The organism is Paraburkholderia sp. BL10I2N1 (assembly GCF_004361815.1).
Lineage (GTDB): Bacteria > Pseudomonadota > Gammaproteobacteria > Burkholderiales > Burkholderiaceae > Paraburkholderia.
The window spans coordinates 3,295,523-3,315,335 of the sequence record NZ_SNWA01000001.1 but is presented as its reverse complement, the minus strand read 5'-3'; the positions used below and the strand labels follow the sequence as shown (position 1 = coordinate 3,315,335).

Below are 19,813 nucleotides of genomic sequence, written 5' to 3'. Positions count from 1 at the left end.
CTCTTTTCGATTCAACTTCAAAGCGGCTTTGCTTCATTCTGTGTGCTTCATTCCGGTTTTGCGTCAGGTGAAGGCGCGGATGCAGACGGCGAAAGATCGCGCAGTGCATCAATCGCGGCATCCACCGTCGCAAAGATCTCGCGATGGGCGCCGCGCGCACGCAATGCCTTATACCGTTCGATCGCACGCCGCACACCCGTCGGAAGCGCGACCGCAGCTATACCCACGCCGCGCCGGTCGAGCTCCGCACCCAACTGGATCAGCGTCTTGGCCGCCGTATAGTCGATATTGTTGATCTCCGTTGCGTCGATCACCACCCAGCGCAATGGCGAACTTGCCTCGTTGACGAGTTTGAGTATTTCCTCCGTAAAGCGGCCGGCGTTCGCATAGAACAGGTCCGCTTCGAACCGGTAGACGACGATGCCGGGCGCCGCAAGCACATCCGGCGCGAGCGGCTGTGTGATCCAACGGCCCGCGGGGCCGCGCGTCAACACGCGCGTGCGCAGGCGGTAACTGTGCCGCGCATGCGCAATCAGCGAAAGCACGACGGCAGCGAGAATGCCGTGCATCACGTCGACAAACACGACTACGCACGCCGCGAGCAACGCGACGACGAATTCGTCCTTCTGCATGCGATAGAGTTCCTTCATGCCCTTCACATCGATCAGCTTCACGCCGATCATGAATACGATGGCCGACAGGACAGGGGCAGGCAGAAGACTGAGCGGCCTTGTGAGGAACAGCAGCACCAGCAGCACGATGACGGCCGTGGTCAGATGGGCAACCTGGGTGCGGCCACCCGCATCGTCGACCATCTCGGTCTTGGTCGGACTGCCGTTCACGACGAAGGTGCCCGTAAACGCGGCCGCTGCGTTCGCGGCCGCGAGGCCGATGATGTCGGCATTGTCGTCGCCCTTCTCGTTGTAGCGGTTGGCGTACGCGCGCGCCGTCGCCGCGCTCTGCGCGATGATGACGATGAAGCACGAGGCGGCCGTTGCCAGCACCTGATTGATCTCGTTCATATGCAACGGCGGGAGGTACAGCGACGGAAGCCCGCCGGGCACTTCACCTGTTACCGCAATGCCGTGCGCAGCGAAGTTGAACACTGCGCTCGCCACGATGGAGCCGATCACGGCAATCAGCGCACCCGGCGCACGCGGCGCCAGTCGCTTGCAGCCCACGATCACCACGAGCACGGCGATCGAAAGCGCGGTCGTTGGCGTGCTCGCCTCGGTGACGCGTTGCAGCACCGATACCAGTTGCATGATTGGCCCATGCCCCTGCTTCGCGAGACCGATAAGCCCGGCGAGTTCGCCTGCGGCGACCTGCACGCCCACGCCGGTCAGGAAGCCGATCAGGGCGCTGCGGGAAAGAAAGTCGGCGAGAAAACCGAGGCGAAAGATCCGTGCAAACACGAGCATCACGGCAACTGCCAGCGCCACGGTGCTCGTGAGGCCGATATATTCCTTGCTGCCCAATGCGGCGACGGCCGTCAGCGTACCAGCGAGGATGGCAGCTGTCGCGGAGTCTGCCGCGACCACCAGTTGACGCGACGCACCAAAGACCGCAAACGCGATCAGCGGCAGCAAAATCGTATAGAGGCCGGTGACGGTGGGCGTGCCGGAAATCTTCGTGTACCCCATCACCTCGGGGATGCCGAGGGCTGCCAGCGTGATTCCGGCGATGATGTCGTGCGGCAGTTGCGCGGGATTGATGGGCAGAAGTCCCTGCAGGAAGGGCATGCGATGCAGATGAGTCTGCGTCGAAACCGCGGGTTTCATGGTGTTGTCTCCACCTGGGTTGTGAGCCTGCCGACCAGCGCATCCGCAATGATGTCATCTGCAATGACCACGTAGGATGCGCCCGCGCTCTCGAATAGCCCCTTTCTCAACGGGTTTTCGGCGGGCACGACAATCGTGAGCGAGGCATTCAGCGTATGAGCGAGCAAGGTGATGGCCAGATTGTTATTGCTGTCGGGCGTCGTCACGACAAGCGCCTTGGCGCTGGTCAGCCGCGCACGCCTGAGCACGTCGTCGAACACGTCCGGCGAACCGAGCACGACCATATGGCCGCGATCCGCCGCGCAGTCTGCCTGAGCCTGATCACCGACGAGGACAAGCACCTTCTGCCCTGCTTTGCTCAGGCGGTTTGCGACGAGTTCACCGAGCGAATGAAATCCGACCACGACAACATGATTGGCGAGATCTTCGAGCTTGCGTTCCATGATCCTGTTCTCCCGATAAACCATCACATCGTCGCCCGAAAGCATGCCCGTCAGCCGCGAAACCGCGAATCCGCCGATCAGCAGCGTGGCGAACATGGCCAGCAGCATGAAGGTCTTCTGAGGCTGATTGAATTCGGCAAAGTCACCGAGTGTCGTGACGAGATTGACCCCGTCCCAAAGCGCCGTGAACACTTTGTTGGGGAAAGAGGTATCGGACTGATCAAGCAGGACCAGCCCGGTGGCGGAGCCGCCAAGCAGCAGAACAAGAAGGCCGACTGTAAGGCGCGCGCGGCGTCGCCATTCGCGAATGCGAACGACTCCGAGACGCGGCTCATCGACGCGATAGATCCACATCATTACCTCGGATAAACAGTCTGATCGAGACAAGAGCGAACCTGGTGCCAGATGTAAAGCTCGTCTATTTTGGATCAACAGTCAATAGTCAAGCGTCCTGGGACGCGCCGCGCCCGCGGCGAAAGGCGTCACTTCTTTTCCCGGAGAGGCAGCAAACCCCTCAGAACCCCGTCGCAATAACTCGCCAGTTCCTGTACGGAGCGCATCTGAACTTCCTCGTGGACGCCGTTGATGATGTGTCGCACAAACGTCCAAAGTCAGTTCCGGGGTGCCGGGCACATGTCACCAGGCCGTCGCGTCCGGGAAATTTCAGGACCGTGTTTGAGGAAGGTACGCTTCGTTGCCTGCGGCGGCGCGGCTCCAGGCCTCCTCAGTTCTCGCGAGCGAAGGCGCGTCCTTGAACCTGGCCGTTCCCTTGTTGATCTGAGGAGCAACACGGTTCAGTCAGGTAGACTAACTTGTACGCTCGATCAGTTCTCTATAGATCGAATAAACGACAACAGACACCTTGCCACTCGTCAGTGTCCGACAGACTGCGTATGTAACCTTGGGTCATTCGCCATACGCGGCCATCACGATCCAGAGTTCGCGCGCGCCATTGTCGTACCTGGTGGCAAGTGCATATCGCGTTGGTCGTATAAATGATTCGACGCACCTCGGGCGGATAGGCAAAGAAGGGTATCACCTGCTCCCATTGGCGCTGCCACATGGCCGCGACGGTAGGGAATTTGCGGCCCCACTCGCTTTGAGCAAAGGTATCGAGCGCCGCTGCCGCCGCCTCGGCCGTGGGGGCTTGATAGATCGGCTTGAGCGCGGCAGCCAACGGCTTGCGGTCCTTCCAGCTCGCCAGATTCAGCGAATTGCGGATCAGATGCACGATGCAGGTTTGGATTTGGGCGGCCGGATAGACCGCCTCGATCGCTTCGGGGAAGCCGCGCAAACCGTCGACCACCGCGATCAGGATGTCGTGCAAGCCGCGGTTCTTCAGTTCATTGAAGACCTTGAGCCAGAACCTGGCGCCCTCCGTTTGCTCGATCCACAAGCCCAGCACTGGGCGTCAGGACCGTCTTGGGGCTGGTGCCGTTGCGGTGGTTGCCGGCCTTGCCTTGCTCGGCCTCCGCTTCCAGATGATGGCTCAATTCGGCCGCGAGCATGCGCTCAGCCAGCTGCTTCTTGAGCTGGCCGGCCAAACCCGATTCGCCCAGGATCGACTCAGCATCCTTGCCCTGCACTTGGGCAAGCAATTGATCGATCAGCTCATCGGGGAACAGCTTCGGTGCCTTCGGGTTCTTGCTCTTCCTGGTCACTGTCGTGTCGGTCATAGGACGTTGTTTCCGTTATCGTCTCATGACCTCGGCACACTAAAAATCTGACAGGCTCCTGCCTCTTGCAACGACTTCCAGGCTACAACGGCAATTCTGGCAGGCGGCGGCTTAACCAATGCCCAGCTGCCGCTTTCGTCACTCAGGCAGCGAAGTCAGTCGATGTCGACAGCTCCTTCCACGTTTCTGTTTCCTGCGTCACGTAAGCGTTTTTCGCAGCGATAGCAGCCAGTGTGTCCGTGCCAAGCGGAAGGCGCAACGGTGGGTTCGACGCGTCGACCAGCGTGATCATGGCGGCCGCAAGCTTCGTCGGGTCGCCTGGCTGGTTGTGATTCATTTGCACGGCCTTGCGGCGAACCGCACCCGAGGTTTCGTCGTAATCGTCGATCACGTCCGGCGCAACAACCAGTGACGACACATCAAGAAAGTCCGTACGAAAATACCCCGGCTCGATAACTGTCGCGTGAATCCCTAGCGGTTTCAACTCGGCATGCAACGCTTCTGTAATGCCTTCGACGGCGAACTTCGTCGACGAGTACACGCCAAATCCCGCTGCGGCCCGATAGCCACCAACCGATGAAATATTGATCACGTGGCCCGAGTGGTTCGCGCGCATAGTCGGCAACGCCGCGCGCGTGACATTCAGCAAGCCGAATACGTTTGTGTCGTACATGCGACGGACGTCCCTGTCGGTGGATTCTTCCACCGCACCTAACAGACCGAAGCCGGCATTGTTGACCAGAACGTCGACGCGGCCGAACTTTTCAACCGCTGCCTGCACTGCCGCCGTTGCCTGGGCCTCGTCGGTCACGTCCAGCGCAACCGGCAGCAGCGGCGGCCGACTCGCCGAGACGCTCGACGATGGCCGGGACGTTACGTCCGGCGGCCACGACCGCGTTGCCGTCCGCGAGCGCCGCTTCGGCAATCAATGCGCCGATACCTCGCGACGCGCCGGTGATGAACCATACGCGCTTGAAACCACCTTGTTGGACGTCAGCCATGAAGTCTCTCCTATGTGTGTGATGAGGTGATGCCATGCTAGGCGCGACGATTGACACAAACTAGCTGTCCATTACTGGAGAGATGATCAATTTTTATTTGCGAATCTGGGGCCCACAAATGAATGAAATTCGTGCGATCACCAATTTCGTGCGCGCCGCGACGCTCGGAAGCCTGCGAAGCGCGGCGGTCGAGCAAGGCATCTCGCCGCAGGCCGCGAGCCACGCGGTGATGCGATTGGAGAAGGAACTGGGCGTGCGGCTCTTTCATCGGACCACCCGCAAGCTGAGCCTGACAGAAGAAGGCCAACGGCTTTTCGACAGCGTGAAGCCGGCGCTCGCGATTCTGTCGTCTGCGCTCGACGAGGTCCGGCGCTCGAAGGAAGAAGTGGGCGGCATGCTGCGCGTGAGCGCGCCGCGCGCGCTCGGGCTCCCGGTCCTGTGGCCGTACTTCGAGGAATTCCAGAAGCTTTATCAGAACGTGCAACTCGAAGTGCAATTCGACGATCAGTTCACGGATCTCGTGGCCGACCGCTCCGATGTGGGATTTCGCGGTGGACCGCCGCCATCGGGCGGCTCGATCGCACGCCGACTGGTGCCGATTCAGTTGATCGTGTGCGCATCGCCGGAATATATCGAACGCAACGGCGCGCCGCGGACCATCGAAGAACTGGCTCAACATCGCTGCACCGGGTACCGGCGTGCAAACACGGGCAAGCTCGCGCAGTGGCAGTTCCGTATCGGCGACGAGATCGTCTATCGCGACGTGTCCGCTGCCATCTGTGTGAACGACACGGAAATGGAAACGCAGGCGGTACTATCGGGCCTCGGCATCGGGCAGTTGGGTAGCTTCAACGCAACGACTCATATCAGAAGCGGCCGGCTCATTCCGTTACTGACGCGGCACGTCACCGAATACGGCATGATCTATATCTACTACAAGCATCGAACAGAACAGTCGCTGCGCGTGAAGACGTTCATCGACTTCATGGTTGAGCGCATGGGCGGCAACCGAAACTTTTTCCTCGATCCGTCCGAGCTGCGCGCTGGGCAGCAGCCGCAGGAACGCCCAGCGAGGGGACGTGGATAGTTGCTGCTTTGACAGAGGACGCAACGAACACGATCGTCGAACAAGAGGCCGCTGTTTTTACCGAGCGGACGTCCGAATGTCCGCGACCTTTGCAGCCGACCCGCCGCCGATGAAGCGTCTGCTCGATATCGTAAGTGGTGACTTTGCCCGACATTTCAGGCAGCCATTGCAGCCGCGTTCCGCCAGTCATTCAATGCAACGGCGTCGAAGTCAATTGAAGGCTGCTGTGGCCCATTCGGCTGCCGCTTATCGATTCATTACTTTCAGCCGCTTTAGCGCCGCCTCGGCGATCTCCGTGCTCGACTCCGGATTCTGTCCCGTCATGATTCGGCCAACCGAACGCCTCACGATGCCTTTTCACCAAATCTCCGTTGGGTTAGCTACGCGCGGCGCGGCTGATAATGGTCGTGCGGATGCTGCCTTGCACCAGCAACGCCAGCTTTCCACCGGGGGCGGCATCGTGAGGCGCCTTCGCGTTAGGCGTCATCGCGAAACTGGTCCGTCAAGCTGAACACGATAACGCCAGGAACTTCACGCGGGCCCGGCGAGTAGTGTCTCGACACACAATCCCACCTCAAACGCCTGCAGGTTGAATTCTTGGGGCGCTCGGTTCACTCCAGGAATGACGAAGCGCGGCAAGTCCTGTCGCCAGACCCGTGGCAGCGATCCCCGCGCCGTGGAGGCGGACGCCAAGGAGACGCAAGCATGAGAACCCAGCAACGCGGATTTTCCCAGCGAATATGCGTCGGCGTGGCATGCGCTGTTCTTTTTGAGCTTGGGGTGACAAACGCTCATGCGCGCCAGTACTTCAATACTCCAGATGCGGCGATGGTGGCCTTCGGCCAGGCAGTCCTGGATAACAACGAGCCGGCGATGAAAGACATGCTGGGCGCCGATTTCCGCGACATCATCCCTCCGGTCGGCACCGAGATCCGAGACAAGTTCATCAAAGCCTGGGGCGTGGCTCACACCATCCAGAAATCGGACAGCCACGCGTTCATCGCGGTCGGTGACGATGGCTGGACCTCACCCGTCCCACTCGTCAAGTCGGCCAGGGGCTGGCAGTTCGACACACTTGCTGGCGCCAAAGAAATGCGCCTGCGCCGCATCGGACGAAACGAGCTTGCCGTGATCCAGACCCTGCAGGCGATCTGCGACGCCCAGGACGAATACGCTGAGACCCCCCACGACGGCGACAAGATGATGGTCTATGCAAGCAAGCTGTCGAGCTCCCCCGGGAAACACGATGGTCTCTACTGGCCGACCGCCCCGGGAGAATCCCAGAGCCCGCTTGGGCCAGCGTTCGAAGGGGCCGGCACGCAAAATGAAAGCAAGGACGGCTATTACGGATATCACTATAAGCTCCTCACCGCGCAAGGGCCTAACGCCCCTGGCGGCGCGATGAACTATGTTCTCGACGGCAAGCTGTTTGCTGGCTTTGCCGTAACGGCATGGCCAGTGCGCTACGGCGATACCGGAGTGATGAGTTTCATCGTAAACCATACTGGCCAGGTCTATGAGCGCGACCTTGGGCCGAATATCGCTGCGAAGGCGGCGGCCACGAAATCCTTTGATCCCGCCCATGGCTGGAGGAAGGTGTCACCATGACGCGCCGGACATTTGCTGTTTCGTGTTGCGCCCTGCTTGCGCTTGCCGGATGTCAGACCGCTGGCCCGCCGGCGGCTGGCCCGACAACCGGGGCGCCGACCACCGCGCTACCCGGAGCGAGCGGCGCCCAGACCAGAACGAATGACAAGCTCGACTGGACCCAGAAACTCGGCGACGCTTTCCTGGCCCAGAGGAAAGACGTGCTTGATGCAGTGCAGCGGCTACGAAAGCGTGCGAAGGAATCTGGCCACCTTGAGTCAAATGCGCAGCAGACCGTGATCGTGGAGGCGCCGGCTGTCAGCGAGGCCGGGGCGCAACCTATCGTGCGCATCGAACCCGCCGATCCGGAAGTGATCTACGTCCCGGTCTATGATCCAGCTGTCGTCTACGGCGGGTGGGGCTACCCGGCTTATCCGTACTACTACTGGCCACCCTACCCTGCCTACTATCCCGGCGCCGCTTTCGGCTTTGGCATCGGCTTGATCGCGGCCGCCGCGATTTTCGGCAATTCCGACTGGCATGGCGGCGACGTGTATGTTGACCATCGCAAAGCCACAAACATCGACCGCAACTTCGACGCCCGCAAGACCGATGGCGGACGCTGGCGGCACGACGCGAATCACCGCCAAGGCGTAGCCTATCGTGACAATGCCACGCGTGAGAAATACGGCCGCAGCATGGCCGGCGCGGACGCGCGCGGCGGCTATCGTGGTCGCAACGCGGCCGCCGGGCGCGACAACGGATTCCAGGGCGTGGGCGGTGGCGGCAATGCCGTACAGCGAGACGTCAATCGCGCGAACACGAGCCTGCATCGCGCGGGGGGTGCGTCGCGTGGCGTTGGATTTAGTGGAGGAGGTTTTGGCGGCGGCAGAATCGGCGGTGGGCGGCGCTAACCATGGGCCACCCCATAGTGGCGACAGCAGTGGGCAGTCACAATTCGCGGCGGTAAACGAAAACACGAATACTGCAAGCGTCGGGACGTTGCGCCCGATCGGCGGCAATTGATCCAGGGGGCGCTTCAGGAAGCGGAAAACATTGCACGCCAAGCCGGCTGAGCGCGGGCTACCGGGCCGCGAAGGGATTCATCTGGCGTGCGCGCTTGACCTCGTCGCCTTGCAGATAAATCGAGGTCGTGGCAGCCGAAGCGTGACGAAGGTTGTCGCGCAGCTTCGTGCGTTTGTAAACCAGGGTTGCCTTCGTATGGCGCATCGAATGTGCGCCGTAGACGGTCGGATCAAGTCCAGCTGCGCCCGCCCATCGACGTATCATCCAGGCATATTGCCGGGTTGAAAGATGTGGGGACGCCGACAGTCGACTTGGGAAGAGGTACTGCTCCGACCTCAGGGCGGCCTTCTCAAGCCACGCGCGGACTGCCGACCGGGTCGGCTCAGTCAGCTCAAATTGAACGGGGCGCTGCGTCTTTCGCTGAACGACCTGCGCCCGCGGCAAGACCTGATTGACGTGGGTGACATTGGGAACTCGCAGACTGACGAGGTCACAGCCGCGCAGTTTGCTGTCGATTGCGAGGTTGAACAAGGCAAGACCGCGGACAGCATGAGCGTTCTGAAGGTGGGTCCGGATGGCCCAAACGTCTTTGGGCCCCAACGGTGGCTTCTGGCCCACCAGCTTGCTTTTGTTCCACGCCTCACGGGATTGTTCGGTCTTCATGGCACACTCCCACAAGAACGATGGGAGGTCTATTTTGAAACCACGCTCCGGCCAAGGTTCGCAATCGTGCCGATTGTCGCCACCAGAGCATTCCCAACCCGCGTAACTCGACGGCTGGTCCGCGCCGAAACGTGCCAGATGGGTAACGGGGGCGTCTCGGCCGATGCCGTTGCAGGTAGCTTTCGTTAGAATCTGTTTTCGATTCTTTTATTCGTCTATTACCGGAGGCGAACGTGCCAGGTTTACTTCCCGATGTCGACCGCGAGGGACTCCTCGAATATTCAGTCGTTTACACCGACCGATCAATCAATCATATGTCGCAGCTCTTTCAAGGAGTCATGCGCGATATTTCCGACGCCCTGAAAAAAGTCTACACCGCGAAGGTGGCCGTTGTCGTCCCGGGCAGCGGGACTTTCGGCATGGAAGCCGTTGCCCGGCAGTTCGCGACGAACAGGAAGTGTCTTGTCATCCGCAATGGCTGGTTCAGTTTCCGCTGGTCGCAGATTTTCGACATGGGCGGAATTCCGTCTGAATCGATGGTGTTGAAGGCGCGTCCAGTCGGACAAGGAAGGCAGGCCGCATATGCACCGGCTCCGATCGAAGAAGTGGTCGCTGCGATCAGGGAAAACAAGCCGGATCTGGTCTTTGCCCCGCATGTCGAAACCGCGTCCGGGATGATGCTGCCTGATGCCTATTTGCGCGCGGTGTCCGACGCTGTTCATGCCGTCGGCGGCATGTTTGTACTAGATTGCATCGCCTCCGGTACGATCTGGGTCGACATGCAGGCCAGTGGCGTCGATGTCCTGATCAGCGCACCGCAAAAAGGATGGAGCGCGCCACCCTGCTGTGCACTGGTCATGCTCAGCCCTCTCGCCCGCGAGAGAATCGACGTAACAACCAGCACCAGTTTCGCTTGCGATCTTCGCAAATGGCTGCAGATCATGGAAGCCTACGAGAACGGCGGGTTCGCATACCACGCCACGATGCCCACGGACAGTCTTGCGACGCTGCGCGATGTCATGAAGGAAACCGAGGCATACGGCTTCGACAAAGTGAGAGTGGAGCAGATTGAACTCGGTAAGCGCATTCGCTCACTCTTGACTGACGCAGGTTTCAAAAGCGTGGCGGCCGAAGGTTTTCAGGCTCCGGGCGTCGTGGTCAGCTACACGGACGACGATGGCATACGATCCGGGAAGAAATTCGCCGATGCCGGCTTGCAGATCGCGCCCGGCGTTCCCCTTCAATGCGACGAGCCTGAAGATTTCAAGACCTTCCGCGTCGGACTATTCGGCCTGGACAAACTGCATGACGTCGAAGGCACGGTCGCCAGGCTCGCAAAGGCGTTGGACAGTATTCTTTAGAGCGTGGCGGCATCAAGCAGCCGGACGGCAGCTTCCCACATCGGCGAACTCACACTCCCGACCCACTTCAGCCAGTCGCCGTTCTTCAAAGCGGCTGCTCAGGACAAGCTAGTCTTGTATTACGCCCAATTCAAGTCGTCGGAAACGTCGGAACGGGGCCGACAGCATCGACGTCAGTTGAGACGCTGACCGCGTGCCAACGATCTGCTTCAGCTGCTCTTGACTGCTCGGCCTGACGCGCAAATTGGAAAGCGTCGCTTCCGAGCAGAATGTGCGGCGGAACGGTTTCGGCGTCAGCAATCTGGAGGACTACCTGTGCGACCTTGACGGGATCACCGGACTCATTGCCCCAATAGCCTTCCATCTGTTTCACGCTCGCACCGACTGAGGGTTCGTAATCTGGCAGCAAGACCGGTCGGTCTGCGTGGGCACGCTTTCCCCAATTGGTGCGCAGCCCACCGGGCTCAAGAGCGGTAACCTTGACGCCGAAAAGTGCAGTCTCCTGCGCCAGACCTTCGGTGAAGCCACCGACGGCCCATTTCGACGCGAAATAGGCCGCGTTGCCCGGGAACGCCGTACGACCACCCAACGAAGAAATCTGGATGATGTGTCCGCTGCGCTGCTGCCGCATGACAGGAAGCGCCGCGCGGGAAAGATTCACAACACCGAAAAAACAGGTCTCGACCAGTCGGCGAAACTCGTCCGAGGGAACCTGCTCAAACGGGCGGGTGTCCCCGTAACCTGCATTATTCACGAGCACATCGAGTCGGCCAAAGGCATCGACCGCTGCATCGACCGCCGCCCGGCCTTGAGACTCGTCCGTGACGTCGAGTTCGACCGCCCGGACATTCGCGCCATACTGGCCCACCAGTTGGTCCAGTTGGCGGATGTTTCGAGCGGTCGCGACGACCTGGTTGCCAGCCGCCAGCGCCGCCTCGGCAATGATTCGACCCAGACCGCTTCCACTTCCAGTGATAAGCCAAACTTTAGACATCTTGAATCTTCTTCTCATTACACAAGTGACTAGACAGTCATTTACGTGATAAAGAATTATCGCAAGGCCTTCCACAAAAACTCGAATGTCGCCATGCAGACCTGTTCGGCATGTTTCGAATCCCGACTCATGAAATCCATCGTCGTGCTCGCCAGCGACTCCACCACTGCTCCGACGAACGCCAAATCCTGATCCCGCAGTGCTCCATGTCGGGCAACCTGCCGGATCAGGTTGACGGACCGATGGGCGGCAGTAAATCCCGCCTTTTTTGTCGCTTCCAGTACGTCGTCCGACACACTCAACTGAGCCAGCACCCGCCGCTTCTCGGAATTAGCTGCGCCCCACCGGGTCCATCTCACCCATATGTGCAGCAGCTGCTCGCGCTCGTCGCCTGCGTCCGACAGACCGTCGTCAACCGTGGAAATCAGCTCTTCCTTGATCTCCATATAGAGCGCGTTGAACAGCTCGATCTTGGTCGGAAAGTACGTGAACACAGAGCCATTCGGCACCCCCGCTTCTTTCGCGATGGCGGCCGTAGCCGCACCCAGGCCTTCGCGTGCGATCAGCCTGATCGCGCTGTCGATGATGGCCTGGCGCCTCTCCTCACTTTTCGGTCTGGCCATGATTAAGTCGCTTCTCACTTCGTTTAATAACTGTCTGGTCAGTCATTTTACTCGCCGATGGAAACTTGTCAAGCGGTTCGCGTTTGGCGGCTCGATTGTCGACAATCCAGGAGAGGGGCTTGAATGGCCGAAACTGACCGAATACGAGTGGGAAGGAGCGGCAAAAGACGGTGCACGTTACCTCTGCCGCTGATCGTGCCATCGCAGCACGGTCTCTGAAAACACAATGCCCCGGCGTCTCCTTTATAGGAGGCCCGGGGCGTTTTCATTGGTTCAAGTTACTCCGCAATGCGTTTGAAACTGGCGTAGTAATCGTCGGTGTAGTAGCAGTCGCCGGTCTGCTTGCGCGGTCCACCACATACGATGCGGCGCTGCCCGCGATCCGCCGAGCCAGGCGTGCGAACTGTGTATGCGTGGTAGTAGCCGCGCGGATGCTGCGGCAGCAATACCGCGCTGTTGCGGAACAAGACACCGTCCTCGCCAAAAGGAAAAGGGCCGCCCGCTTTAATCAGACGAAGTGTTTCGGCTGCTTCCACCGGCAACTGCGCCTTAGTGACGGAGGCCGGTGCGCTCCGCTCCTGCGCGCCCGATGCGGCGGGTGTGTCGCTCGCGGCCTGCCCAAGCTGACCCGGCGCCTGACTCCCGGATGCGCCCGGTTCCTGAGTAGCGTTTCGCGATCCATCCTTGCCGCATCCGCCGAGGATCGCGCTCAAGGCGAGAATGTAGGAGAAAGCCCACGCTCGCTTCACGAAATGGTTGTCTCCGGTTGACCAGCATTCGACGACCACGAACGATTCAAGGGTATCGCTAATGGCAGAGTGAATCAATGTTCGGCCGGAAACAGGAATTTTTACTCGACCACCAGGCCGATGCGCAGTTCTCGGCATTCGAGAAGTATGCAAATCAAACAGATTGCGGTGAGGCTTGTTTCTTCGTCGAGTTGCTTCGAGAAACTTATGCGATGAAGCCTCAAAAGATCCATTGACCCCTTGGCCGCGGGCTAGAGCAGCAATCGACCCTCAACCGTCATTGGGCCCGATACCACGTTGACGGCCGCTTTCGGCGACCTACGATCGTAGTTAAGTCCGTGGCGCCCGGCGAGTTCTCGGCCCAACCGGACGAATTGAAACACCAGCGGACTTTGCCTTCGCTGGGACGCGGCGTCGCAAACACGTACGCCGGTGGCTCCTGGCTTTGGCACTTCTTGCACGTTGAACGGCGGAGGTTGGTCCTGCGTAGCACCTCAACTTTCAGAGATTCGCTCCCACGCGCCCGATCGACCCGAGCGGAACACGGCGTCGATCACTCGCATGTTTGCGCGCGCATCTTCTAGCGGAACAGCCTGTGGGCTTCCACTCAATATCGCCTCCGCGAACGTGGCGGCTGCGATGCCATATTGATCGCACACCGGAAGTTCCAGCCAGCGATCAGTCCCGACACCGGCGCTTGTGTTTTCACTCACTAACAGACGCGTTGGTCGATCGCTTGGCGCATTGAATGGAATCTCGACCTCGATCCGCCCCTTGGTACCGTGAAATTGCATCCGCTGATAGTTATGGGTCTGAGTCGAGTAAAAGAAACTCGCCTGCACACCATCGAAGTCCATCAGCACAGAGCCAAGCCGGTCCACTTCGAATATTGGATCCTGCTCCATCAGGGCAACCACTCGCCTTGGCTCAGACCTCGTAATGAAGCGTGACGTTGTGATGGGATAACAACCAATATCGAGCAGACCGCCCCCACCCAGTTCGCTCTGGTTGCGGATATCGTCCGGGTTCGTGTTGTTATAGGTGAAGCCGCCGGTCACCGCCCGCAATTCGCCAATCGCACCTTCGTCAATCAAGGTCCGCACCTTCAACCATTGCGGATGCGTGCGAACCATGAAGGCTTCCTGTATGCATCGACCATTCCTATCGCGCGCAGCGATGAGTCGTTCAACCTGTTGGGCGTCCAGCCCGATCGGCTTCTCACACAGGACGTGCTTGCCCGCCTCGACGGATCTGATCGTCCATTCCACGTGGATGTGATTGGGTAGCGGAATATATACCGCGTCGATTTCCGGGTCCGCCAGGAGCCCCTCGTAACTGTCGTATGCAACAGTCAAACCATATTTGGCTGCGGCTTCCCGAGCCTTCTCCTGGGATCGCGACGCGATGCCCTTCACCCGACACTTTGGCGCGCTGTGCATGGGCATGACAACCTTGTCGTTGATCTTCGCGGTGCCCAGGATCCCCCAGACAATTTCATCTCTTGCCATGACCTCCCCTTTTCCGATTAAGTCTCTGAGGAGTAGAGCAGGCCGAATAACCGCGTGAGCCGGCAAGCCCATGAGCCTGCGAAGGACCAGAAGCGTCCGATCACGCGAGTTTACACTCAGTGACTACGATCGCCGATACAAGACCGCTCTCGACCACCTTCGCAAGCGTACAGCCGTTTGCTGGTCGAAGCTGACGTCCGAAGGACTGGTTTAAATTGCGGTCGAATGTCGCCTCCTGGCCGATCACTGTCTTATGAAATTCGCATACTCACTCCGTGCTTCGCAGGACCGCGATCGACAGCACTCGGTAGAGTCGAGATGTGGCCCGGTAGCGGTAGGCTCGGTTTGTCTGTTTCCGCCCCTTTCGTCTGGCGGTGCCCGAGTAACCTCGCCTTAACCCCGTTTCCACATCCCGCTCATCGAACCCAGCGTGCAGATCTCCCGCATCAAATGTAATCGAACTCATTTGATGCGATATGTGGTGCTGGCTCAAATGTGGTCTTGCGGCGCTCAAGCCGCGTTCCTCACAGGATCCGGCCGGCTGAACGCCACATAAAAAACCTGCTACAAGGACCGAAGAAACGCCATCAGCGCGGGATCTTTGGCCCACCGCTTGTTCGCCTTTCGATCGCTGGGTATAGCAAGCCGCGCCAGGGCGTTGGCCTTCGTCTCCAGATCAATTTCGGCGTAAACGTTCGTCGTATCGATAGAGACATGACCAAGCCACGCCCGTACGGTATTGATATCGACACCGGATCGAAGCAGATGGGTCGCAGTTGAATGTCTAATGCTGTGCGGGCTGACGCGCTTGGATGCCAGCGAGGGCATCTTGGCTCGCGCCTTGACGGCGTAACGCTCTACGACCGCGTGAATGCCGAAACGCGTCAGGGGTTGCCCACAGCGATTGAGGAATACGCGTTCCTGCGGCGGACGTTGCCCAGCGAGGTTGCACAACTCTTGCACGGTGTCGAGCCATAACGGACACTGCCGCGGTTTGCGCCCCTTGCCGAGAACGCTCACGCTGCTGGAGATCACATCGACATCGCCGATGGTCAGGTGGGCGGCCTCGTCCGCCCGCGCACCGGCATTGTAGAGAAACAGCAACAGCGCGTAGTCACGGCGACCTTGAGATGTACGTCGATCTGGACAAGCAAGGAGCGCATCGATTTCAGGTTTGTCGAGATAGGGCACCACCGCTCTTGCAGTCCTCTTGTAGGGGATGCAGCGCAGTTGGGTGCACCATTGGATATGTTCCGGGCTGTGCTCGCCAACGAATCGAGCCAGAGCGTGGACAGCAGCCAGGCGCTGATTCCGCGTCGCGACGCTACATCCTCGACAGACTTCGATATCCGAGAGGAAGTCCCGGACGATCTCGGCCGACACATCTGTCATTGCCAGCCGGTCAACCGGTTTGTGGGCTCGACCCGAAACGAAAGGGATCAGTTGGCACAGCGTGTCACGGTAGCTCTGCTGGGTGTTGCGAGCGAGGTTCCGCTCGCCGATCAGGTGCTCGAGCAGGAAACGCCGAACCCATGGGCCAAGTAGCATTGTGTCACGCATGATCGTCACCTCCCCGGGCGTAGCGCTCGAACCGTAGGCTCGCCTGTCGCAGCAGTTCTGGCGTCATGGTCAGGTAGTGTTGGGTGGCGGCAATATCCACGTGACCAAGATAGGTTGCCAGCTGAGGCAGCAGGCGTTGTACATCGGCGCCTTCGCGGTACCAGGAGAGCAACCGGGTAACCGTATATGTGTGCCGAATGTCATGAAGTCGTGGCTGATACCGCGCGCTATCGTCACGATGTACCTGTGCGCGTTCACGCAATTGTTTGAACGCATACTCGGCGCCGGCTCTGGACAGGCGCCGTCCGCGTTCCGTCAGCAGGAAGGCACCGTCGGGACTGAGCGGCGGCCATTTGTTGCGTTCGGCGGCATACTGAACCAGCACCAATGTCAGATCCGGTCCAGTCGGCACCAGGCGTGTCCTGTAGAACTTGCTTTCACGGATGCAAAGGATTCCTGAATACAGATCCACATCCGCCAGATTCAGACCGACAGCCTCGCCGATGCGAAGGCCGGTACCATAGAGGAGCAGCAGGAGCGTCCGGCAGGTCAGCGACGACAGATTGCAGCGCTCACTATCCGCCGTCGCCGCGAGTAGACGCTTCATCTCTTCTCGCGAATAGATGTACGGCACGAAGGTTCGGGGTTCCTTCGGGACCGTTAAGGGTAATGGCGAGCTGGTGGTGTAACCGCGTGCAATGGCAAAGCGGTAGAAGCCGTGCAGCGCGCTGAGCTTGCGATGCCAGAAGGCCGTGACAGGACCATTGCCTGCGAGGAACGCATAGACACGATCAGCGTCGACCTCGCGTATGTCGATGTTGCCGAGCACTCGGTAGAAGGACTTCAGGGTACGCGTCTCAGTGGCAAAGCGCATCCCCAGAGACTGTTTGTAGGCCACGTACGCGGCGACCGCTTCAGGCAGTTTCATAGCAGGTCTCCCATGGCATAGTCTGCAACTTGCCTGAGGGCGGTGAGATCAACCTTGGCATAGGTGCGTGTTGCGTAGGCGCTGCGATGGCCCAGATGGTCGCCGATCTCCTTGAGTGAGAGTCCTTCAGCCACCAGACGGGTCGCACATGCGTGCCGGAGCGAATGTGGTCCGCCATGACGGCAACTGATGTTCAGAACCCGCAATCGCCGGTTGACCAGGTAGTGCAGACTCGTGGACACGAGTGGGCGGAACGGGGCCCTTATGGTGAGAAACAGTGAGCGTGAAGCAACATGAGGTCTCACCTGTTCGAGATACCGCAGAATCGCTTCGCCTACCTCGGCCGCAAGCGGGTAATCCTGTTTGCACCGCTGCTTTGGCCGGCCGATATGAAGGATGTCATGTTCCCAGTCCAAGTCGTCCAGGGTCAGCGCAACAACCTCACCGCTTCGCAGTCCATAGACTGCCAGGAGCAGCAGAATGGCGCGGTCACGGATATCGTGGGGGCTGTCCGTATCGGTGCTGCGAATGAGTCGCTGCACGTCTTCCCACTTCGGACCGACTGGAAGCATCTCGTGGCTGAACAGACGCGGCCCTTCGATACCGGCGGCGAGTTTCTTCGAACACCAGGTTTGCTCACCAGCATAGCGGAAGAAACTTCGCAGAGCACCCGCAAGGCTGGCCATCGATACGCGGGACCAGCCTTGCATTTGTCTCAATGCAAAAAAGGCGTCGACCTGCTCGAGTTGCATCTCGTCGATGCTGCTCCCTTGCTCGCTGAGCCAGCACAAAAACGCCTGGACGTGCCAGCATCGATTGTGGATCGTGTGTGGCGACAGGCCGCGCTCCTCGCGTAAGTAACTGTCAAACCGTTGAACCAGATCGACGAATGGCGGCGCCTCCGGTAGCCGCTCCTGCAGTTGCCCCAGGAAACGCAGCCAGGCTGTGGCAGTCTGAATAAACCGTTCCCGAGAGAACCTTCCCGTCACGATTCGCTGATGCCGTCGCTGATAACGAACCCAGCGATCGGCGGCCATCTCGACTTCCGCAGGCAGAATCAGTCGCCCGCTGTCGAGGACAATGCGCCGGGAAATAGCCAGAAGCTCAGGTGCCAGACTCAACAGCGTCGAATGGGCTGCGCCGCCTTCTGCGCAGTGGGCCAGATACCGTTCTCGATCATCGGCCGAAGGGCCATTGCGATGACGAGCCAATACACGGGGGTAATGAAACAACGTACTGAACATGATCGGATCTCCGGGTCAATCTTCGGATCTCCGACGCTACTCCAGCGCTAATTTATGTGGCGTTCAGCCGCCCTGATCCAGTCAGGATCGCGGCTCGGGCGCCACAAGACCACATTTGAGCCAACACCACATATCGCACTGGGCTCTCGGACAAGACATCACGCCTTCGTACACGGCAAGTCACTACCAAGGACTGCCGCGCCTCCTGTTTTTCTGGACACAGATTTGGGGTAAAACGTGGGTCCCAAACTGGAGTTGTTGATGTTGAAGAAAACAGATGTAAACGGGGTTGCGCCAGAGGCGCTGGAAGGAGCGCGTAGCGCGACTGGAAGCGCCTCTGGCGCCGCCGAAGTCAAGCGTTGGTCGACCGGTCGCAAACGCGGCGTGGTGCTTCGGTTGCTGCGTGGCGAACCCGTCGACGCCGTGTCCCGTGAAGTCGGTGTGACGATCGCCGTGCTCAAGCAATGGCGTGAGCTGGCACTGGCCGGCATGGAGGCCGGCCTGAAGGCACGCACCAGCGATCCCCTGGAAGCCCGGCTCAATGACGCCGTGCGGCGCGTCGGCGAGTTGTCTATGGAAAACGAGATCCTGCGCAAGGAACGTGAACTGCAGGCCCGTCGCCCTTTGACCGCTCGGAGATCGTCGACATGAGCCGCGCGATCTCCGTTAGTGCGAACAAGCCCTTTGGATTGCAACGGGTTTGCCAGGTGCTCGGATTCCCCCGCTCGACGATCTATGCTGTCCGCGCGAGGACAGCGGACAACGTGGTGCCGATCATCCCGGGCCGCCGCGGCCCGAAACCGAAGATGCCCGATGCTGACCTGCTGAAGGCCATCCGCGACGATCTGGTGGCTTCCCCCTTCATCGGCGAGGGGCATCGCAAGGTCTGGGCGCGCTTGCGTATCCTGCACGACATCCGGGTCTCCCGGACCCGCGTGCTGCGACTGATGCGCGAGCACAGCCTGCTGTCGCCGCACCGGCAAGCGCGAGGCGAACCCAACCTTCACGATGGCCGGATCACAACCGATTGCCCGAATGAGATGTGGGGCACCGACGGCGTGCGCATCGCGACCGTGGACGACGGCATGGTGTGGATCTTCTCGGCCGTTGATCATTGCGACGGCATGTGTACCGGCATTCATGCCGCGAAGATTGGCGACCGCTTTGCTGCCCTCGAGCCGATCTCCCAGGGGCTGCTGGACGAATTCGGTTCCGTGCTCGCCGATGCGGGCCGCGGGCTGTCGCTGCGTATGGATCACGGTTCGCAGTACACGTCGGACGACTTCCGTAACCAGATCCGGTTCTGGGGCATCGCGCCGAGCTATGCCTTCGTCGCCGAACCCCAGACCAACGGCGTCGCCGAGCGATTCAACCGGACAATGAAGGAACAGGCTATTCATGGACGCATCTTCAAAAACCTGGAGGAAGTTCGTGCCGCCGCCATCGCGTTCAAGGATCGATACAATCGCGACTGGCGTCTTGAAAAGTTGGGCTTCAAATCACCCCTCGAAGCCCGTCAGGAACGGCTGATGAAGCTGGCCGCCTGAGCTGCAAAAGCGTGTCCAGACAACCGGAGCCGGTA

17 protein-coding genes and 2 pseudogenes are annotated in these 19,813 nt (G+C 59.9%); 7 read left to right on the top strand and 12 right to left on the bottom strand.

Annotation, left to right across the window (positions count from 1 at the left end; translation table 11 throughout):
• Positions 1-47 precede the first annotated feature (47 nt).
• The 4 genes and pseudogenes from B0G77_RS15415 to B0G77_RS15400 all read right to left on the bottom strand — a co-directional run bounded on the left by B0G77_RS15415 (position 48) and on the right by B0G77_RS15400 (position 4,901).
• Positions 48-1,781, bottom strand: coding sequence for a SulP family inorganic anion transporter (locus tag B0G77_RS15415; protein WP_133662897.1), 1,734 nt, complete (start codon positions 1,779-1,781; stop codon positions 48-50).
• Positions 1,778-2,578, bottom strand: coding sequence for an NAD(P)-binding protein (locus B0G77_RS15410; RefSeq protein WP_208116424.1), 801 nt, complete (start codon positions 2,576-2,578; stop codon positions 1,778-1,780). The genes B0G77_RS15415 and B0G77_RS15410 overlap by 4 nt, the downstream gene beginning before the upstream one ends.
• 610 nt (positions 2,579-3,188) lie before the next feature.
• A pseudogene (locus tag B0G77_RS15405) lies at positions 3,189-3,900 on the bottom strand (transposase); the annotation flags it as partial.
• 142 nt (positions 3,901-4,042) lie between these two features.
• Positions 4,043-4,901, bottom strand: a pseudogene (locus tag B0G77_RS15400) (oxidoreductase).
• 118 nt (positions 4,902-5,019) lie between these two features.
• Here B0G77_RS15400 and B0G77_RS15395 point away from each other — a divergent pair.
• The 3 genes from B0G77_RS15395 to B0G77_RS15385 all read left to right on the top strand — a co-directional run bounded on the left by B0G77_RS15395 (position 5,020) and on the right by B0G77_RS15385 (position 8,489).
• The gene (locus tag B0G77_RS15395) at positions 5,020-5,988 is read left to right on the top strand and encodes a LysR family transcriptional regulator (protein WP_133662896.1); all 969 of its coding nucleotides are present in this window, start codon (positions 5,020-5,022) and stop codon (positions 5,986-5,988) included.
• Between the two features lie 705 nt (positions 5,989-6,693).
• A complete protein-coding gene (locus B0G77_RS15390) occupies positions 6,694-7,596 on the top strand; it encodes a DUF2950 domain-containing protein (RefSeq protein WP_133662895.1) in 903 nt (300 codons plus the stop codon).
• Positions 7,593-8,489, top strand: a complete 897-nt coding sequence (locus tag B0G77_RS15385; protein WP_133662894.1) for a DUF3300 domain-containing protein — start codon at positions 7,593-7,595, stop codon at positions 8,487-8,489. The genes B0G77_RS15390 and B0G77_RS15385 overlap by 4 nt, the downstream gene beginning before the upstream one ends.
• 169 nt (positions 8,490-8,658) lie before the next feature.
• On the opposite strand, the gene B0G77_RS15380 is transcribed toward B0G77_RS15385, so the two are convergent.
• Entirely contained in the window at positions 8,659-9,264 is a 606-nt protein-coding gene (locus B0G77_RS15380; RefSeq protein ID WP_133662893.1) for a tyrosine-type recombinase/integrase, read from the bottom strand.
• Positions 9,265-9,497: 233 nt separating this feature from the next.
• On the opposite strand from B0G77_RS15380, the gene B0G77_RS15375 reads away from it, so the two are divergent.
• Positions 9,498-10,625 (top strand): aminotransferase class V-fold PLP-dependent enzyme, encoded by a 1,128-nt coding sequence (locus B0G77_RS15375; RefSeq protein ID WP_133662892.1) that lies wholly within the window; start codon positions 9,498-9,500, stop codon positions 10,623-10,625.
• 130 nt (positions 10,626-10,755) lie between these two features.
• Here B0G77_RS15375 and B0G77_RS15370 read toward each other — a convergent pair whose 3' ends face one another.
• A complete protein-coding gene (locus B0G77_RS15370; protein WP_347814161.1) occupies positions 10,756-11,637 on the bottom strand; it encodes an SDR family NAD(P)-dependent oxidoreductase in 882 nt (293 codons plus the stop codon).
• A gap of 38 nt (positions 11,638-11,675) precedes the next feature.
• On the bottom strand, positions 11,676-12,065 hold the full coding sequence (locus tag B0G77_RS15365; RefSeq protein ID WP_243751006.1) for a hypothetical protein: 390 nt from the start codon (positions 12,063-12,065) through the stop codon (positions 11,676-11,678).
• Positions 12,066-12,105: 40 nt separating this feature from the next.
• Here B0G77_RS15365 and B0G77_RS44230 point away from each other — a divergent pair, with 40 nt between their 5' ends.
• Positions 12,106-12,435: a hypothetical protein gene (locus tag B0G77_RS44230; RefSeq protein WP_243751005.1), complete on the top strand. Its 330-nt coding sequence runs from the start codon at positions 12,106-12,108 to the stop codon at positions 12,433-12,435.
• Between the two features lie 85 nt (positions 12,436-12,520).
• On the opposite strand, the gene B0G77_RS15355 is transcribed toward B0G77_RS44230, so the two are convergent.
• From B0G77_RS15355 to B0G77_RS15330, 5 genes are all read right to left on the bottom strand, one after another.
• Positions 12,521-12,991, bottom strand: a complete 471-nt coding sequence (locus B0G77_RS15355; protein ID WP_133664157.1) for a ribonuclease — start codon at positions 12,989-12,991, stop codon at positions 12,521-12,523.
• A gap of 494 nt (positions 12,992-13,485) precedes the next feature.
• Positions 13,486-14,499, bottom strand: coding sequence for a Gfo/Idh/MocA family oxidoreductase (locus B0G77_RS15350; protein ID WP_133662889.1), 1,014 nt, complete (start codon positions 14,497-14,499; stop codon positions 13,486-13,488).
• Between the two features lie 564 nt (positions 14,500-15,063).
• Positions 15,064-16,059: a tyrosine-type recombinase/integrase gene (locus B0G77_RS15340; protein WP_133662887.1), complete on the bottom strand. Its 996-nt coding sequence runs from the start codon at positions 16,057-16,059 to the stop codon at positions 15,064-15,066.
• Positions 16,052-16,987, bottom strand: coding sequence for a tyrosine-type recombinase/integrase (locus B0G77_RS15335; RefSeq protein ID WP_133662886.1), 936 nt, complete (start codon positions 16,985-16,987; stop codon positions 16,052-16,054). The genes B0G77_RS15340 and B0G77_RS15335 overlap by 8 nt, the downstream gene beginning before the upstream one ends.
• The gene (locus B0G77_RS15330; protein WP_243751004.1) at positions 16,984-18,231 is read right to left on the bottom strand and encodes a tyrosine-type recombinase/integrase; all 1,248 of its coding nucleotides are present in this window, start codon (positions 18,229-18,231) and stop codon (positions 16,984-16,986) included. Before B0G77_RS15330 ends, B0G77_RS15335 begins: the two co-directional genes overlap by 4 nt.
• A gap of 261 nt (positions 18,232-18,492) precedes the next feature.
• Between B0G77_RS15330 and B0G77_RS15325 the strand changes: the two genes are divergently transcribed.
• Complete coding sequence (locus tag B0G77_RS15325) at positions 18,493-18,882, top strand: transposase (protein ID WP_133661608.1); 390 nt, start codon at positions 18,493-18,495, stop codon at positions 18,880-18,882.
• Positions 18,879-19,778: an integrase core domain-containing protein gene (locus B0G77_RS15320; protein WP_133661607.1), complete on the top strand. Its 900-nt coding sequence runs from the start codon at positions 18,879-18,881 to the stop codon at positions 19,776-19,778. The genes B0G77_RS15325 and B0G77_RS15320 overlap by 4 nt, the downstream gene beginning before the upstream one ends.
• The last annotated feature ends 35 nt before the right edge of the window (positions 19,779-19,813 follow it).

Excerpts from the sequence above, each read along its gene's own strand:
- B0G77_RS15415 (WP_133662897.1), bottom strand. The coding sequence starts at position 1,781 with ATGAAACCCGCGGTTTCGACGCAGACTCATCTGCATCGCATGCCCTTC.
- B0G77_RS15385 (WP_133662894.1), top strand. The coding sequence starts at position 7,593 with ATGACGCGCCGGACATTTGCTGTTTCGTGTTGCGCCCTGCTTGCGCTT.
- B0G77_RS15380 (WP_133662893.1), bottom strand. The coding sequence starts at position 9,264 with ATGAAGACCGAACAATCCCGTGAGGCGTGGAACAAAAGCAAGCTGGTG.
- B0G77_RS15330 (WP_243751004.1), bottom strand. The coding sequence starts at position 18,231 with ATGTTCAGTACGTTGTTTCATTACCCCCGTGTATTGGCTCGTCATCGC.
- B0G77_RS15335 (WP_133662886.1), bottom strand. The coding sequence starts at position 16,987 with ATGAAACTGCCTGAAGCGGTCGCCGCGTACGTGGCCTACAAACAGTCT.
- B0G77_RS15395 (WP_133662896.1), top strand. The coding sequence starts at position 5,020 with ATGAATGAAATTCGTGCGATCACCAATTTCGTGCGCGCCGCGACGCTC.
- B0G77_RS15370 (WP_347814161.1), bottom strand. The coding sequence starts at position 11,637 with ATGAGAAGAAGATTCAAGATGTCTAAAGTTTGGCTTATCACTGGAAGT.
- B0G77_RS15365 (WP_243751006.1), bottom strand. The coding sequence starts at position 12,065 with ATGGAGATCAAGGAAGAGCTGATTTCCACGGTTGACGACGGTCTGTCG.
- B0G77_RS15325 (WP_133661608.1), top strand. The coding sequence starts at position 18,493 with ATGTTGAAGAAAACAGATGTAAACGGGGTTGCGCCAGAGGCGCTGGAA.
- B0G77_RS15340 (WP_133662887.1), bottom strand. The coding sequence starts at position 16,059 with ATGCGTGACACAATGCTACTTGGCCCATGGGTTCGGCGTTTCCTGCTC.
- B0G77_RS15390 (WP_133662895.1), top strand. The coding sequence starts at position 6,694 with ATGAGAACCCAGCAACGCGGATTTTCCCAGCGAATATGCGTCGGCGTG.
- B0G77_RS15320 (WP_133661607.1), top strand. The coding sequence starts at position 18,879 with ATGAGCCGCGCGATCTCCGTTAGTGCGAACAAGCCCTTTGGATTGCAA.
- B0G77_RS15350 (WP_133662889.1), bottom strand. The coding sequence starts at position 14,499 with ATGGCAAGAGATGAAATTGTCTGGGGGATCCTGGGCACCGCGAAGATC.
- B0G77_RS15410 (WP_208116424.1), bottom strand. The coding sequence starts at position 2,578 with ATGTGGATCTATCGCGTCGATGAGCCGCGTCTCGGAGTCGTTCGCATT.